The 15,988-nt window shown below is 72.6% G+C and carries 16 protein-coding genes; 7 read left to right on the top strand and 9 right to left on the bottom strand.

Annotation, left to right across the window (positions count from 1 at the left end; translation table 11 throughout):
- Positions 1-117 precede the first annotated feature (117 nt).
- The 4 genes from KVT45_RS24115 to KVT45_RS24100 are packed head-to-tail and all read right to left on the bottom strand — an operon-like array spanning position 118 to position 3,394.
- Positions 118-1,047 (bottom strand): ABC transporter substrate-binding protein, encoded by a 930-nt coding sequence (locus tag KVT45_RS24115; RefSeq protein WP_217550744.1) that lies wholly within the window; start codon positions 1,045-1,047, stop codon positions 118-120.
- 10 nt (positions 1,048-1,057) lie between these two features.
- Entirely contained in the window at positions 1,058-1,720 is a 663-nt protein-coding gene (locus tag KVT45_RS24110) for an ABC transporter permease (RefSeq protein WP_217550742.1), read from the bottom strand.
- A 1-nt stretch (position 1,721) separates the two neighbouring features.
- Positions 1,722-2,363: an ABC transporter permease gene (locus KVT45_RS24105; RefSeq protein ID WP_217550740.1), complete on the bottom strand. Its 642-nt coding sequence runs from the start codon at positions 2,361-2,363 to the stop codon at positions 1,722-1,724.
- Complete coding sequence (locus KVT45_RS24100; RefSeq protein WP_217550738.1) at positions 2,360-3,394, bottom strand: ABC transporter ATP-binding protein; 1,035 nt, start codon at positions 3,392-3,394, stop codon at positions 2,360-2,362. Before KVT45_RS24100 ends, KVT45_RS24105 begins: the two co-directional genes overlap by 4 nt.
- A 141-nt stretch (positions 3,395-3,535) precedes the next feature.
- Here KVT45_RS24100 and KVT45_RS24095 point away from each other — a divergent pair, with 141 nt between their 5' ends.
- The 3 genes from KVT45_RS24095 (at position 3,536) to KVT45_RS24085 (ending at position 6,559) form a co-directional block, all read left to right on the top strand.
- Positions 3,536-5,044: an aromatic amino acid ammonia-lyase gene (locus KVT45_RS24095; RefSeq protein ID WP_217550736.1), complete on the top strand. Its 1,509-nt coding sequence runs from the start codon at positions 3,536-3,538 to the stop codon at positions 5,042-5,044.
- Positions 5,041-5,883 (top strand): MurR/RpiR family transcriptional regulator, encoded by an 843-nt coding sequence (locus KVT45_RS24090; RefSeq protein WP_217550734.1) that lies wholly within the window; start codon positions 5,041-5,043, stop codon positions 5,881-5,883. Before KVT45_RS24095 ends, KVT45_RS24090 begins: the two co-directional genes overlap by 4 nt.
- Positions 5,884-5,965: 82 nt before the next feature.
- Positions 5,966-6,559 carry a hypothetical protein gene (locus KVT45_RS24085; protein WP_217550733.1) on the top strand — a complete coding sequence of 198 codons (594 nt, stop codon included), beginning with the start codon at positions 5,966-5,968 and terminating at the stop codon, positions 6,557-6,559.
- Positions 6,560-6,566: 7 nt separating this feature from the next.
- On the opposite strand, the gene KVT45_RS24080 is transcribed toward KVT45_RS24085, so the two are convergent.
- The 5 genes from KVT45_RS24080 to KVT45_RS24060 all read right to left on the bottom strand — a co-directional run bounded on the left by KVT45_RS24080 (position 6,567) and on the right by KVT45_RS24060 (position 10,238).
- Positions 6,567-6,941 (bottom strand): hypothetical protein, encoded by a 375-nt coding sequence (locus tag KVT45_RS24080; protein ID WP_217550731.1) that lies wholly within the window; start codon positions 6,939-6,941, stop codon positions 6,567-6,569.
- 16 nt (positions 6,942-6,957) lie between these two features.
- Entirely contained in the window at positions 6,958-7,458 is a 501-nt protein-coding gene (locus KVT45_RS24075; RefSeq protein WP_217550729.1) for a roadblock/LC7 domain-containing protein, read from the bottom strand.
- A gap of 31 nt (positions 7,459-7,489) precedes the next feature.
- A complete protein-coding gene (locus tag KVT45_RS24070; protein ID WP_217550727.1) occupies positions 7,490-8,281 on the bottom strand; it encodes a transcriptional regulator in 792 nt (263 codons plus the stop codon).
- Entirely contained in the window at positions 8,278-8,667 is a 390-nt protein-coding gene (locus tag KVT45_RS24065; protein WP_046731666.1) for a hypothetical protein, read from the bottom strand. Before KVT45_RS24065 ends, KVT45_RS24070 begins: the two co-directional genes overlap by 4 nt.
- A 173-nt stretch (positions 8,668-8,840) precedes the next feature.
- Positions 8,841-10,238 (bottom strand): diaminopimelate decarboxylase, encoded by a 1,398-nt coding sequence (locus KVT45_RS24060; RefSeq protein ID WP_217550725.1) that lies wholly within the window; start codon positions 10,236-10,238, stop codon positions 8,841-8,843.
- A 165-nt stretch (positions 10,239-10,403) separates the two neighbouring features.
- Here KVT45_RS24060 and hutU point away from each other — a divergent pair, with 165 nt between their 5' ends.
- From hutU to hutI, 4 genes are all read left to right on the top strand, one after another.
- On the top strand, positions 10,404-12,068 hold the full coding sequence (gene hutU, locus KVT45_RS24055) for a urocanate hydratase (protein WP_217550723.1): 1,665 nt from the start codon (positions 10,404-10,406) through the stop codon (positions 12,066-12,068).
- A gap of 152 nt (positions 12,069-12,220) precedes the next feature.
- Positions 12,221-13,423, top strand: coding sequence for an allantoate amidohydrolase (locus KVT45_RS24050; protein WP_217551001.1), 1,203 nt, complete (start codon positions 12,221-12,223; stop codon positions 13,421-13,423).
- Complete coding sequence (locus KVT45_RS24045; RefSeq protein WP_217551003.1) at positions 13,414-14,775, top strand: formimidoylglutamate deiminase; 1,362 nt, start codon at positions 13,414-13,416, stop codon at positions 14,773-14,775. The genes KVT45_RS24050 and KVT45_RS24045 overlap by 10 nt, the downstream gene beginning before the upstream one ends.
- Positions 14,776-14,795: 20 nt before the next feature.
- The gene (hutI, locus tag KVT45_RS24040) at positions 14,796-15,971 is read left to right on the top strand and encodes an imidazolonepropionase (RefSeq protein WP_217550721.1); all 1,176 of its coding nucleotides are present in this window, start codon (positions 14,796-14,798) and stop codon (positions 15,969-15,971) included.
- The last annotated feature ends 17 nt before the right edge of the window (positions 15,972-15,988 follow it).

Raw genomic sequence — 15,988 nt, 5'->3', positions numbered from 1 at the left:
TCATCACTGTACGCGGCGGAAACGTTACGCTCGGTGTTGGTTTAACGGCTCTTGGCCGGATCATCGCCCGCGCGATACCGACGCGGCAGCCGGTGGTCGGCAGTCGGTAGCCGGCGGTCAGGCCAGCCCGTGCTGCTTCGCGTAGGCGGCCGCCACGTCCTCCGGGTCCTTCTTGTCGTTGTCGACCTGGCTGTTGAGCTGGGTGAGCTGCTCGGTGGTGAGGACGTTGCCCAGCCGGGCCAGGGCCTTGCGGACCGTGTCGTCGGCCTTGCGGTCGGCGATCAGCGGGACGATGTGCTGGCTGGGGATCAGGTTCTTGGGGTCGCTCAGCACCACCCAGTCGTTGGCCGCGATGTCGGTGTCGGTGGTGAACAGGTTCGCCACGTCCACGTCGCCCTTCTTCAGCGCGCCCTTGACCAGCGGCCCGTCCGAGTCGAGCGACTTGAACTCCTTGAACTCGACGCCGTACACCTCCTGGAGGCCGACCGCGCCCACCCGGCGCTTCTTCACCTCGGGCGCGGCCCCGATGACCAGCCTGCCGTTCTGCTTGGCCAGGTCGGCCAGCGAGGTCAGGCCGTACTTCTGCGCGGTCGCCCGGGTGACGACGAAGCAGTCCGAGTCGGCCGCCTGCCCGTACGGCAGCACCTGGAGGCCGGCGGGCAGCGCCAGGGTGAGCGCGTTCTGCATGGTACCCGGCTCGGCGGAGGCGTCCTTGGGCGCGAGGTAGTTGAGCAGGGCGCCCTGGTACTCGGGCAGCAGGTCGATGTCGCCGGCCTTGAGCGCGGGGATCACGATCTCCCGGGTGCCGAGGTTCGGGCGGACCTTCACCTTCACGCCGGCCTGCTGGAGCACGGCCGCGTAGAGGTAGCCGAGCACCTGGTTCTCGGTGAAGTTGGCGGTGCCGATGGTGATCCCGCCCTTGCTGGAGCCGCCGCCGGCGGTCGAGCCGCTGCTCTCGTTCAGGGAGGTGATGCCGCCGGAGCAGGCGGCGAGGGCGGGGACGGAGGCCGCTGCGAAGAGGCCGCCGAGGAGAGTGCGTCGGTTCATCGAGGGGTCCCTAGGCAGTGCGGTGGCGGAAGAGGAAGCGCTGGAGGGTGCTCAGGAGCAGGTCGAGGACGACGGCGACGACCGCGACCAGCACCGCGCCGCCGAGCACCTGGACGAGGTCGCGCTGGGCGAGTCCGTCGAAGACGTAGCGGCCGAGGCCGCCGAACGAGACGTACGCGGCGATGGTGGCCGTGGCCACGACCTGGATGAGCGCGAGGCGCAGGCCCGTCATGATCAGGGGGAGCGCGAGCGGCAGCTCGACCTGGAAGAGGACCTGGTGGCCGCGCATGCCCTGGCCGCGGGCCGCGTCCTTCACGTCCGGGTCGACGGCCGTCATCCCGGCGTAGGTGTTGGTGACGATCGCCGGGACGGCGAGGGCGACCAGCGCCACGTACACCGGCAGCATCGACAGGCCGCCGGCCAGGAAGACCAGCACCACCAGGCCGACGGTCGGCAGCGCGCGGCCGAAGGACGCCAGGTTGATGGCGACGAACGCGCCCTTGCCGGTGTGGCCGATCAGCAGGCCGAGCGGGAGGCCGATCGCGGCCGCGATGAGGGTCGCGAGGAGCGAGTACTGGAGGTGCTCGCCGAGCCGGTGGGCGATGCCGTCGGAGCCGGCCCACTGGGAGCCGCTGGTCAGCCAGGTGCCGAGGTTCTTGAAGAGTTCGAACATGTCAGGCTCGCCTCCGCCGCCACGGGGTCAGTACGTACTGGAGGGCCACCAGCAGCGCGTCCGCGACCACGGCGAGCAGGATCGTGAGGACCACGCCCACGATCACCGGGGTCGGGAAGTCGCGCTGGAAGCCGTCGGTGAAGAGCTGGCCGAGGCCGCCGTCGCCGATGTAGGTGGCGACGCTCACCAGCGAGATGGACATGACCGTGGCGATCCGGACGCCCGCCATGATCACGGGGAGGGCCAGCGGGAGTTCGACGGTGAGGAGCGTGCGCAGCGGGCGGGTGCCCATCGCCTTCGCCGCCTCCTTGGTCTTCGCGGGGACCGAGTCCAGGCCCTCGACCGTGTTCCGCAACAGCACGACCAGCGTGTAGACGGTCAGGCCGATGACGGTCGTGGTGCGGGTCAGGCCGCTGATCGGGAGCAGCAGCACGAAGATCGCGATCGACGGGATCGTGAAGAGCACGTTCGAGAGGCCGAGCAGGAAGCCGCGCAGGGGGCGGACCCGGTGGGCGACCACCGCGAGCGGCAGCGAGATCAGCAGGCCGAAGAAGACGGCGGTCATCGCGGCCTGGAGATGGGAGAGGGTGAGGCTGGTGAGGTCGTCGGTGTGGTCGCCGATCCACGACCAGTCGATGGTCATGCCGCCACCACCCGGGCCGCGCTGTGCGCCTGACCGGCGTGGACGTGGATGTCGTCGCGGGACGAGACGCCGGTGAGGACGCCGGCCGCGTCGACCCGGGCGACCAGCCCGGTCGGGGAGGCGATCGACTCGTTCAGCGCCGCGAGCAGCGAGTCGCCGTCCGCCAGCGGCCGTACCGGGAGTTCGGTGTCCTTCGAGGCCCAGTGCAGGGGCTTGCCCGCCGGGTCCAGGACGAGGGTCCAGTCGCCTTGGGGTGCCGGGCCCTGCGGGACGTCGGCGAGGGTCTTCAGGGACAGCAGCTTCAGGCCCCGTTCCGCGCCGAGGAAGTCGGCCACGAAGTCGTCCGCGGGCCGGGCCAGCAGTTCGGCGGGCGGGGCGCACTGGACGAGGTGGCCGCCGGTGCGGAAGATCGCGATCCGGTCGCCGAGCCGGACCGCCTCGTCGACGTCGTGCGTGACGAAGACGATGGTCTTGTTCAACTCCTTCTGGAGCCGGAGCAGTTCGTCCTGGAGCTGGGTGCGGACCACCGGGTCGACGGCGCCGAACGGCTCGTCCATCAGCAGCACGGGCGGGTCGGCGGCGAGCGCGCGGGCCACGCCGACGCGCTGCTGCTGGCCGCCGGAGAGCTGGTGCGGGTAGCGCTTGCCGGCGTCGGCGGCGAGGCCGACGGTCTCCAGGAGTTCGGCGGCGCGGGCGCGGGCCTTCTTCCGGTTCCAGCCGAGCAGCAGCGGGACGGTGGCGATGTTGTCCAGCACCGTGCGGTGCGGGAAGAGGCCGGCCTGCTGGATGACGTACCCGATGGAGCGGCGCAGCTCGGCGGCGTCCTGCTGGGTGACGTCCTTGCCGTTCACCTTGATCGTGCCGGAGGTCGGCTCGACCATCCGGTTGATCATCCGCAGGGTGGTGGTCTTGCCGCATCCGGAGGAGCCGACCAGGACGGTGACCCCGCCCTCCGGCATCTCCAGGGAGAGATCGTGGACTGCTGTCGTGCCGTTGGGGAAGCGCTTGTGGACCGCGTCGAACTGGATCATGAGATGTCCCTTGCCCGGCTGTATAACGTCATGCAGAGTTCTCGGTAGGTGAATAGGTTGTCAACGGTCTCGCGTTAATCCGAGGTAACGGATGACCGCAACGCAAGATCGGGTGTCCGGATTGAGGGGAGTTTGGGCGTGATGTCGTCTCGTATTGTGGACACTTCCGGAATCACGCATTCCGGCCTGGTGGTCCTCGACGGCATCGGCATGGGTGTCGAGGACGTCGTACGCCTCGCCGACGGCACCGCCCGCCCGGTCCCGGGCACCGAGGCGATGCGCCGCGCTGAGGAGTCCTGGAACGCCGCCCGGCAGATCGCCGCCACCGGTCGCGTCTACGGCCGCTCCACCGGCGTCGGCGCCAACCGGAACGAGGACGTGCCCACCGAGGCCGCCGCCGGCCACGGACTGCGGCTGCTGCGCAGCCACGCCGGGGCGATCGGGGACGAGCTGCCCGCCCGGCAGGTGCGCGCGCTGCTCGCGGTGCGGGCCAACCAGCTGCTGGCGGGCGGCGCGGGCCTCAGGCCGACCGTCGTGACGGCGCTGTGCGAGGCGCTGGAGTCGGGCGCGTACCCGGTGGTCAACGAGTTCGGCTCGGTCGGCACCGGGGACATCGCGGCGCTCGCCCAGGTGGGCCTCGCACTGGTGGGGGAGCACCCCTGGCGAGGCTCCGGCGCGCCGGAGTCCCAGCCACTGGACAACAACGACGCCCTCGCCCTGATCAGCAGCAACGCCCTCACCCTCGGCCAGTCCGCGCTCGCCCTGCACGAGCTGCGCGGGCTGATCGAGGCCACCCAGGTCGTGGCGGCCCTGTCACTGCTCGCCGTCGACGGCTCCCACGAGGCGTTCGCGGCGCCCGTGCACGCGGCCCGCCCGCACCGCGGCAGCGTCGAGGTGGCCCGCCGGATGCGGGAGCTGATCGGCGCCGCCGACCGGCCGACCCCGCCGCTCGGCCGGATCCAGGACCCGTACGGCTTCCGCTGCCTGCCCCAGATCCACGGCCCGGCCCATGACGCGGCCGACGCCCTGGAGCAGGTCCTCGCCATCGAGATCAACGCGGCCGCCGAGAACCCCCTGATCTCGGTCGAGGACCTGGCCGCCTACCACCACGGCGGCTTCTACCAGGCCCAACTTGCCCTCGCCCTGGACCACTTCAGGCTCGCCGTCACCCAGGTCGCCCGCCTGTCCACGTCCCGGCTGTCCACCCTCAACGAGCCCGCCTACACCCGCCTGCGCCCCTTCCTCGCCGACCAGGAGCCCGCCTCCTCCGGCGTGATGATCCTGGAGTACGCCGCCGGCGCCGCCCTCGGCGACCTGCGCGCCTTCTCCGCGCCCGCCTCCCTCGGGCACGCTGTACTCTCCCGAGGCGTCGAGGAGCAGGCCAGTTTCGCCTCGCTCGCCGCCCGTCAAACGCTGCGCGCCTGCCGTGCGTACCGTCTGGTGGTCGGCTGCGAACTCGTAGCCGCCGTACGGGCGCTGCGCCAGCGCGACCTGAGGCCCGAACCCGGGCTCGGGGCGGGCAGGGCGCTGGAGCTCGCCGAGGCGGTGCTGGAGGCGGACCCGGCCGACCGGCCGCTCACGGACGACGTCACGGCGGCGGCCGGGCTGCTCGACCGGTTCACGGACATCTGGAGGGGGAGCACGTCATGAACGTGACCGACAGCCCTGCGACACGGTTGCAGGCGCTCTTCGAGGGGCACCGGCTCACGCCGACCCAGCGGCGCATCGCGCACAGCATGGTGCGGCGCGCCGCCGACGTGCCCTTCCTGTCCAGCGTGGAGCTGGCCGAACTGGCCGGGGTCAGCCAGCCCTCCGTCACCCGCTTCGCGGTCGCCCTCGGCTTCGACGGCTACCCGGCGCTGCGCAAGCACCTGCGCGAGGTGGTCCCCGCCGAACAGGCGGCCGGCTCCGGGTCGTACAACGAGTACCAGCAGGCCGTCGAGGCCGAGATCGAGAACCTGCGGCACCTCGCCGAGGTGCTCGCCGACCCGCGCCCGGTGCAGCAGGCGGGACGGCTGCTGGCCGCGTCCCGGCCGCTGCCGGTGCTCGGGCTGCGCGCCGCCGCCTCGCAGGCGTACGGCTTCGCCTACTTCGCCGCCAAGGTGCACCCGGACGTCCGGCTGCTCAACGAGGGCGGCACGATGATCCACGACCGCATCGACGCCGCCGTCCTCGCCGGCGCCACGGCCCTGCTGTGCTTCGCGCTGCCCCGGCATCCCCGCGAGGTCGTGGACACGCTCGGCTATGCGAAGGAGGCCGGGCTGACCGTGGTGACCGTCGCCGACTCCGCCTTCGCACCCGTCGCCAAGGTCTCCGACCTGCTGCTGCCGGCCGCCGTCGGCACCGGGCTCGCCTTCGACACGGCGTGCGCGCCGATGCTGCTGGGCCGGGTGCTCCTGGAGGCGATGTGCGACGACCTGCCGGACGCCCAGGCCCGCCTGGAGGAGTTCGACACGCGGGCGGCGGCGCGGGGTCTTTTCGTCGAGTAGGCGGCTTTAAGACTCGTCTCACGTTCGCTGGTTAGCGTCCCGCCGTACGGACTGGGTCGAGACCGGCGAGGAGGCTGCGGACATGGCGCGTGCGGGACGAGGGGTACAGGGGTTGGCCCGGGTGGCCGTGGTCGTACGGGCCGGGGCCGCGCCGCTGTGGTGGTTCGGGGTGTTCGCCGCCGGCGTCGGGGTGCTGCCCTCGGGGATCACCGGACGGCGGATCGGGGTGCTGGCCGGGGCCGCGCTGTTCATCATCGGCGCCGCCGTCGTGGCGCTCACCCGCCGCAAGCGGTACACCGCGCTGGTGCACGGGGCCGCCCGGGCCGGCAAGCACGACGTGCTCCAGGACCGGGCGGTGACCGTGCGGAACTGGCGCCGGGGGCACCGCTGGTGGCTGCTGCTGGCCTTCGCCGTCGCGCTCGGCTCCGCCTTCGCGATGCCCGCGGCGGGCGGCATGCTGCTGGCCGGGACCGGCACCGGGCTGCGCCTGAAGGCGGCCTGGCTGGGCCGCCGGGAGAAGGCCGGCGAACAGCTGCTGTGGCTGCGCGTCGACTGGCTCGACCAGCGCGGCGGCCGCCCGGCCGGCAAGGACGTCAAGGCCTACCGCGGTACCGGCATCGCGGCGGGCGACGCGGCCCCGGGCGGAGCACGCCGCCGCACCGCGGCGCTGGTGTGAGGTCCGGTCAGACCTCCAGGTCCTCCTCGATCTTCTTCAGCTGGTGCCGGGCCATCGCCAGGTTGGCGCGGGACTGGTCGAGCACCAGGTAGAGGAAGAGGCCGTTGCCGCCCCGGCCCTTGAGCAGCCGGATCAGGTGGTACTGGTTGGAGAGCGTGATCAGGATGTCCTCGATCTCGCCCTTGAGGCCGAGGTGCTCCATGGTGCGCATCTTGGAGCGGATCACGTCGGTGTTGCCGGCCGCGGCCACGTTCAGGTCGAAGGTCTTGCTGCCGCCCATCGTGCCCAGCGCCATCCCGCTGGTGTAGTCGACGAGCGCGACGCCGGTCGCGCCCTCGATGGAGGTGAGGCACTCTTTCAGGGCGGTTTCGGTGTTGGCCATGACTTTCTGGTTCCTTTCAACTGTCGGTTGCGGTGCGCGCGTCGGTGCTGGTGCTGGTGCGTGGCGTGCGCGTGGTTCTGGTCCGTGGGGCTGTGCTGCGGGCCGGGCGCAGGGCCTTGGCGGCGGCCTCGGCGGCGTCGACCATCTCGCCGATCCGGGCGGCGGCCCGGCGGCCCTCCAGGTGGAGCCGGCCGACGTTCACCCGGTCCTCGGCGAGCAGGGTGAGCACGGCGCTGCGGCCGGCGGCGTAGGTGGCGACATAGCCGTCCTCGCCGCGCACCAGCAGCTCCCTGAGCTCGCCCTTGCCGGTGGCGTCGGAGACCCGGACGGCGACACCGAGCTCGGCCGCGGTGAGCGCGGCGAGGCCCTCCGGATCGACGCCCGGGCAGTCGTGGGCGACGACCAGGCCGTCGACACCGGCCGCGAGGGCCCCGGTGAGCTGGGGCATCCGGGTGCGTAACCGGCGTAGTTCGTCGAGGACGGCCTCTCTGTCGGAGCTGCCGGGTTCTGCCGCCATCAGCTGTCTCCTCTCGGCGGGGCGGTGCCGTTCAAAGGGCCTCCAGCGCATCCCTGAGCCTCTTCAGCAGCGCGATGTCGGGGTCGGTGACCGGGGGAAGCGGGGGCGGGGCGGGCGCGGTGCTCCTCGGGGCGAGGAGTCCGGCCGCCGCCAGCCGCCGTACGTCCACCAGCGTGTGGAAGGCCGGCCGGCCCAGCTCCCTGGCGATCTGCGGGGCCGTGCGGACACCGTCCACCCGGTCGAGGACCGCCCGCTGCCGGGGGGTGACCGGCGGCGGCGCGACCGGGTCGGCGCGGATCAGCGGGGCGCCGTCCGCCGACGGGTCGGGCCAGATGCGGTGCAGCAGCTCGCGGCGGCGCAGGGTCTCGCGCTCCAGGTCCGCGACGGGCACGGCGCGCCACGGACCGGCGGCGGCCGTGGTGCCGTAGCGGAACCGGCCCGGGGTGCTGCTGGGCGCCAGTGCGAAGTACCCGGCGTCGTACAGGGCGCCGAGGCGGCACAGCTCCAGGGCGCCTCTCGGGAGCAGGCCGGCGGCGAGCAGCCGGCCTGCTGCCGCGGGTATGTCGTCGGTCCAGGGCCAGACCGCCGGGTCGAGCGTGCCGCGGGCCGTGAGGAGCACGTCGAGGCCGGGGGCGAGCGGGCTCTCGGCGTGCACCACGCGGCCCTCGGCCAGGTGCAGGGTGCCGTGCTCGCGGACCAGGACACCGGTGGCCCGCTCCTCGGCGAGGCGTATCAGCATCGGTGAGAGCGCGCCGGGCACTCTCTCGTGCAGGGCCGCCCGGTCCCGGACCGGCAGCGGCGGCGGCGTTTCGACCACGGTCATCCCAGCACCAGCCGCTCGGCCATCTCGCCGAGCCGGATCCGGGCGAGGGCGAGATTGCCGTCCTCGCGGGTCAGCCACAGATGCAGGAACACGGTGGCGTCGAAGGACGTGACCACGAACCGCAGCAGGTGGTAGCTGTCCCGGTTGCTGACGATCAGGTCCTCCACCGGAGGACTCACCTCGGTGTCGTCCTCGGTGCTGAACGCCCCGTGCTCGGCGGCCAGCCGGGCCAGCTCGGCGGCCTCCGCGGCGGTGGTCTCGTGGTCACCGCCGGGCGCCTCCCCGACCGTGCCCAGGGCCAGTCCGCTGGTCCAGTCGACCAGCGCGGCGCCCCGGGCACCGGGCAGTCGCATCGCTTCCAGTAAGCACTCGTCGATTCCGGGCACCGTGGCTCCCCTCCTGCCGCGTGGGTCTCCGGTTGAGTGACGCAGACACTACGCAACGTGTGCGGGGAGGGGTGAGTCGTTTGGCATTTTCCAGTGGAACATGCATCCGGCAGGCTAGTGTTGGTCAACTGGGCTGCTTTTCACACCAGTTGATCCCTGCTTTCCGAGGTGTCTCAACGGCTCTCGGTTGCACGCAGGGTGGTGAGCGCGTCGGCGTGCGCCCCTCCGGATTCGGCCACGACCTCGGCGACCGTCTGCGGCTCCCGTACGACGGCGAACGCCACGCCCCCGTCGCCGTCCGGTGCGAAGCCGTAAACCCCGGGCCGGGCAAGAGAGTTGTAGGAGTAGTGACTGCCGAAGTAGTACGCCCCGGTGTCCAGCGCCGCCGCGAAGTCCCCCTGCTCCAGCGGCGGCAGCGCGCGCGCCTCGGCGAGCAGGTCGCCCGCGAAACAGGCCGGCCCTGCCACGTCCTGCACCACCGGCGCCCCTTGCCTGGGCCGCCCCTTCGCGTCGTACGCGGCGATCCTGAGCGGCCACGCCCCCGGCACGTACACCGTCCGCGGCGCCACCTGCACCCCCGCGTGCGTCACCGCGATCCGCCGCCCGCCGGAGCTCTTCGCGTACTCCACCCGGGCCACCACCGTGCCGTGCCGGGCCAGCAGCGACCGCCCGAACTCCGTCACCAGCCCGTACCGCCCGTCGAACAGCCCCGGCACGACCTCCGCCAGCAGCCGCGCGTACTGCGCGTACGTCGGCTCCGTCGCCTCCGAGGCGAAGTTGACGGAAAGCCCGCCCCCGATGTCGAGGGTGTCGACCTGCCGCCGCCCGGCGCGCGCGTTGATCTCCTCGGCCAGCGCGTACGTCTCCGCCACGCCCCGCGCCAGCAGCGACAGCGGGATCCCCTGCGACCCGATGTGCGCGTGCAGCCGCGTCAGCCACGGCCGCTCCGCGAACGTCTGTACGACCCACTCCCGGGCCCCCTCGTCCCGCAGTCCCACCCCGAACTTCGAGGTCGCCGTCGCGGTGGAGGTGGCCCCGATCGTCCCGGCCCCGATCTGCGGGTTCACCCGGATCCCGAGCGGCGAGGAGGTGGTGCCGCCCGGGTGCACGAGGGCGTCGAGGCGCCGGACCTCCTGCGGGTTGTCCGCGTTCACGGCGACGCCCAGCGCCAGCGCCTCGCGCAGCTCCGCCTCGGTCTTCGCGGGCGCGTCGAACACAATCCGCTCCGCCGGCATCCCGGCCGCCCGCGCCAGCGCCAGCTCGCCCGCGCTGGCCACCTCGGCGCCCAGGCCGGCCTCGGCCAGCAGCCGCACGACCGGGACCAGCGGGTTCGCCTTCACCGCGAAGGCGTGCAGGATCGCGGTGCCGGGCGCCGCGACCGCCTCGAACGCCTGGCGCAGCGCGGCGGCCGACGCGTGGATGCCCTTCACGTCCAGCAGGCCTACGATCGGCGCGTCCGGCCCCAGCAGTCCCTGCTCCACCGCCGCCCGAACGGCGTCGTCCCGCCGCCCGGCCCGCTCGGCGTCGTCCTCGTGCCCGTCCCTGCATCCGTCCACGACGTCCCCCGACATGTCGTCGTCCACACCTTTAAGGCCCATAAGTCCAGCCAAACATCCGGACTGCGGCCGCGCTGGCGGACCGAATGTATTGACTAGTTCTATTCATCGAGCGAGGATGTGAATAACCGCAGGAACACTTCGCTGGCCGTTGATCCCTGATCCGCTAGGAGGCAGACCATGTCAGGACCCCGCCCCGTACGAGCACCGCGCGGTACGGAACTGAGCGCCCTGGGATGGCAGCAGGAAGCCGCCCTGCGGATGCTGCAGAACAACCTGGACCCCGAGGTCGCCGAGCACCCCGACAAGCTCGTCGTCTACGGCGGCACCGGCAAGGCCGCCCGCGACTGGCGCTCCTTCGACGCGATGGTCCGCACGCTGCGGACCCTCAAGCAGGACGAGACCATGCTGGTCCAGTCCGGCCGCCCGGTCGGCGTGATGCAGACCCACGAGTGGGCCCCGCGCGTCCTCATCGCCAACTCCAACCTCGTCGGCGACTGGGCCAACTGGGAGGAGTTCCGCCGTCTGGAGGCCCTCGGCCTGACCATGTACGGCCAGATGACCGCCGGCTCCTGGATCTACATCGGCACCCAGGGCATCCTCCAGGGCACCTACGAGACCTTCGCCGCCGTCGCCGCGAAGAAGTTCAACGGCACCCTCGCCGGGACCATCACCCTCACCGCCGGCCTCGGCGGCATGGGCGGCGCCCAGCCCCTTGCAGTGACGATGAACGACGGCGTCGCGATCTGTATCGACTGCGACCCGCGCGCCATCGAGCGCCGCATCGAGCACCGCTACCTGGACGTGAAGGCCGACAGCCTGGACCACGCCCTCCAGCTGGCGACCGAGGCCCGCGACGCCCGCCGCCCGCTGTCCATCGGCGTCCTCGGCAACGCGGCCGACCTGGTGCCGCAGCTGCTCGCCATGAACGCCCCCATCGACATCGTCACCGACCAGACCTCGGCGCACGACCCGCTGGCCTACCTGCCGGTGGGCGTGGCCTTCGAGGACATGGCGGACGCCGCTGCCAAGGACCCGGCAGGGTTCACGACCCGCGCCCGTGAGTCGATGGCCAAGCACGTCGAGGCCATGGTCGGCTTCATGGACGCCGGCGCCGAGGTCTTCGACTACGGCAACTCCATCCGCGGCGAGGCACAGCTGGCGGGCTACGAGCGGGCGTTCGCCTTCCCCGGCTTCGTCCCCGCCTACATCCGCCCGCTCTTCTCCGAGGGCAAGGGCCCCTTCCGCTGGGCGGCCCTGTCCGGTGAGGCCTCCGACATCGCCAAGACCGACAAGGCGATCCTCGACCTCTTCCCGGAGAACGAGTCCCTGCACCGCTGGATCAAGCTGGCCGGTGAGCGGGTCCACTTCCAGGGCCTGCCCGCGCGCATCTGCTGGCTCGGCTACGGCGAGCGGGACAAGGCCGGCGAGCGGTTCAACGACATGGTGGCGAGCGGCGAGCTGGCCGCGCCGCTGGCGATCGGCCGCGACCACCTCGACTGCGGCTCCGTGGCCTCTCCCTACCGCGAGACGGAGGCCATGCTGGACGGCTCCGACGCGATCGCCGACTGGCCGCTGCTGAACGCGATGGTCAACGTGGCGTCGGGTGCGTCCTGGGTCTCCATCCACCACGGCGGCGGGGTCGGCATGGGCCGCTCCATCCACGCCGGACAGGTGACCGTCGCCGACGGTACGAAGCTCGCCGGTGAGAAGATCCGCCGGGTGCTGACGAACGACCCCGGGATGGGCGTCATCCGGCACGTGGACGCCGGTTACGACATCGCGGAGTCGGTCGCCGACGAGCGGGGCGTCCGCATCCCGATGCGCGAAGGTGAGTCCGCGTGACGAAGGGCGGGGACTCTTCGGTGGGGGCCGAGCTCTCGTCGCCGGGTGCGGGTGCGGGTGCGGGTGCGGCTGTGCCCACCCGTTCCGCCCTGCGGAACGACTGCCCACAGCCTGGTGCCACACCGGCCGACAGCGCAGCCTCCTTCCACTCCATGTGGCGTGAGCTGCTTCCCGTCGGGCGGCACGCCGACTCCCGCGGCTATCGGCGGTTCGCCTGGACCGGGGCCGACGCCGAGTGCCGGGACTGGTTCAGGGAGCAGGCCGAGGGGCGCGGACTGGACTACGAGGTCGACCGGAACGGGAACCAGTGGGCCTGGCTCGGGGATCCGGCGGCCGGGAACGCCGTCGTCACCGGGTCGCACCTGGACTCCGTGCCGGACGGCGGCGCCTTCGACGGCCCCCTCGGTGTCGTGTCCTCCTTCGCCGCGCTCGACGAACTCCGGGGCAGGGGCGTGGAGTTCACCCGGCCCCTCGCCATCGTCAACTTCGGTGACGAGGAGGGCGCCCGGTTCGGGCTCGCCTGTGTCGGGTCCCGGCTGACCGCGGGGCACCTGACCGTCGAGCAGGCCCACCGGCTCACCGACGGGGACGGCATCACGCTGCCGCGGGCCATGGAGGCCGCCGGCTACGACCCCGACGCCATCGGGCCCGACCCCGAGCGGCTCGCGCGCATCGGTGCCTTCGTCGAACTGCACGTCGAACAGGGCCGGGCACTGGACCTCTCCGGGGACCGGGTCGGCATCGCCAGTGCCATCTGGCCGCACGGGCGCTGGCGGTTCGACTTCCGGGGCGAGGCCAACCACGCCGGCACCACCCGGCTGGCCGACCGGCGCGACCCCATGCTGTCGTACGCCGAGACCGTGCTCGCCGCCCGCCGCGAGGCCGAACTCGCCGGTGCCGTCGCCACCTTCGGCAAGATCGCCGTCGAGCCGAACGGCGTCAACGCCATCCCCTCCCTGGTGCGCGGCTGGCTCGACTCCCGCGCTGCCGACCAGGCCACCCTCGACACCGTCGTCGGCGGCATCGAGAAGGCGGCCCGGGAGTACGCGGAGGCGCACGGCATCGACCTGGACGTGGTCCGCGAGTCGTTCACGCCGGTCGTGGAGTTCGACCACGCCCTGCGCGACGAACTCGGCCGGATCCTCGGCAAGGACACCGGTCTCACCGTGCCCGTCCTGGGGACCGGTGCCGGACACGACGCCGGGATCCTCTCCGGGAGCATCCCGACCGCCATGCTGTTCGTGCGCAACCCCACCGGCGTCTCGCACTCCCCGGCCGAGTTCGCGGCCGAGGACGACTGCGTGGCCGGGGTGAGCGCGCTCGCCGACGTACTGGAAGGGCTGGCCTGCGAGTGACGACACGGACGACGTACTGGTTGGAGTACGCCTGGCTGGACACGAACGTCGAGCCGGGCGTCGCCGTGGAGGTGGCCGACGGCCGGATCACGGCCGTGCGGACCGAGGTGCCCGCGCCGCCGCCCGGGGCCGAGGTGCTGCGCGGCCTCACCCTCCCCGGCCTGGCGAACGCCCACTCGCACGCCTTCCACCGCGCCCTGCGCGGCACCGTCCAGGTCGGCTCCGGGACCTTCTGGACCTGGCGCGAGCTCATGTACTCCTTCGTCGACCGGCTGACCCCGGAGACCTACCACGCGCTCGCCCGCGCGGTGTACGCCGAGATGGCGCTGGCGGGCGTCTCCTGCGTCGGCGAGTTCCACTACGTCCACCACGCCCCCGGCGGCACCCCGTACGCCGACCCCAACGCCATGGGCGAGGCACTGATCGCGGCGGCCGCCGACGCCGGGATCCGGATCACCCTCCTCGACACCGCCTACCTCTCCTCCGGCATCCTGAGCGAGCACCGCGGCGAGCCGCCCAACGCCCACCAGCTGCGCTTCTCCGACGGCAGCGCGGAGGCCTGGGCCGAACGCTGTTCAGTTCTCAAGGAACGGGATCACGCACGGATCGGGGCGGCGATCCACTCCGTACGGGCCGTGCCCGCCGGGCAGTTGGCGACCGTGGCCGGCTGGGCCGAGGAACGGCGGGCCCCGCTGCATGTGCACCTGTCCGAGCAGACGGCGGAGAACGACGCCTGCCAGGCCGCCCACGGCCGCACACCCACCCGGCTGCTCGCCGACCACGGCGTCCTCGGGCCGCGCACCACGGGCGTCCACAACACCCACCTCACGGACGAGGACATCGCGCTGATCGGCGGCTCCGGCACCGGCACCTGCATGTGCCCGACCACCGAGCGGGACCTCGCCGACGGCATCGGACCGGCCGTCGCCCTGCAGCGCGCGGGCTCCCCGCTCTCCCTCGGCTCCGACAGCCACGCCGTCATCGACCTGCTCGAAGAGGCGCGCGCGATGGAGCTGAACGAGCGGCTGCGCACCCGCACCCGGGGCCACTGGACGGCCGCCGCCCTGCTGCGCGCCGCCTCCGCCGACGGCCACGCCGCCCTCGGCTGGGACGACGCGGGCACCATCGAGACCGGCATGCTCGCCGACCTGACGACGATCGCGCTGGACTCCGTCAGAACGGCAGGGCCGGTACCGCGACTCGGTGCCGAGACGGCCGTATTCGCCGCGACCGCGGCGGACGTACGGCACACGGTCGTGGGCGGCCGGCACGTCGTACGGGACGGTGCGCACACCCTCGTACCCGATGTGCCACAGGCCCTCGCGCGGGCCGTCGAAGCCCTTCGCGCCTGACGACCACCCACGAGGACACCATGAGCAGCAGCACGGTCATCACCAACATCGCCACGCTGGTCACCAACGACCCCTCCCTCGGTGACAACTCCCCTCTCGGTCTGATCCAGGACGCGGCCGTCGTCATCGACGGCGACCGTGTCGTGTGGACCGGTGAATCCAGCAAAGCACCCGCCACTGACAACCGGGTCGACGCGGGCGGCCGGGCGGTGCTGCCGGGCTTCGTGGACTCCCACTCCCACCTGGTCTTCGCGGGCGACCGGACCCAGGAGTTCAACGCCCGCATGTCCGGCCGCTCGTACACCGCGGGCGGCATCCGGACGACCGTGGCGGCCACCCGCGCCGCGACGGACGAGGAACTGGAGCGGAACCTCACCCGTTACCTCACCGAGGCCCTCCGCCAGGGCACCACCACCTTCGAGACGAAGTCGGGCTACGGCCTGACGGTCGCCGACGAGGCGCGGGCCCTGCGCATCGCCGCCGCCCACACCGACGAGGTCACCTACCTCGGCGCCCACATCGTCTCCCCGGACTACGCGGACGACCCGGCGGCCTACGTCTCCCTGGTCACCGGCGAGATGCTCGACGCCTGTGCCCCGTACGCCCGTTGGATCGACGTCTTCTGCGAGAAGGGCGCCTTCGACGGCGACCAGGCCCGGACGATCCTCACCGCGGGCAAGGCCAAGGGCCTGACCCCCCGCGTCCACGCCAACCAGCTCTCCTACGGCCCGGGCGTCCAGCTGGCCGTCGAACTCGACGCGGCGAGCGCCGACCACTGCACCCACCTGACGGACGCCGACGTCGACGCACTGGCGAGCGGCAACACGGTCGCCACGCTCCTCCCCGGCGCCGAGTTCTCCACCCGCGCCGAATGGCCCGACGCCCGCCGCCTCCTCGACGCCGGCGTGACAGTCGCCCTCTCCACCGACTGCAACCCCGGCTCCTCCTTCACGTCCTCCGTCCCCTTCTGCATCGCCCTGGCCGTCCGGGACATGCGCATGACCCCCGACGAGGCGGTCTGGTCGGCCACGGCGGGCGGCGCGGCGGCCCTGAGGAGGGACGACATCGGCCGCCTGACCCCGGGTGCGTACGCCGACCTGCTCCTCCTGGACGCGCCGAGCCACGTCCACCTGGCCTACCGGCCGGGGGTTCCGCTGGTCAGCGGGGTGTGGCGGCGGGGCACCCAGGTGTTCTGAGGCGACGGGAGGGGAAG

Source organism: Streptomyces sp. GbtcB6 (assembly GCF_019091475.1).
Classification (GTDB): domain Bacteria; phylum Actinomycetota; class Actinomycetes; order Streptomycetales; family Streptomycetaceae; genus Streptomyces; species Streptomyces hyaluromycini.
The sequence above is the reverse complement of the archived record's forward strand: the minus strand, read 5'-3'. Positions and strand labels throughout refer to the sequence as shown.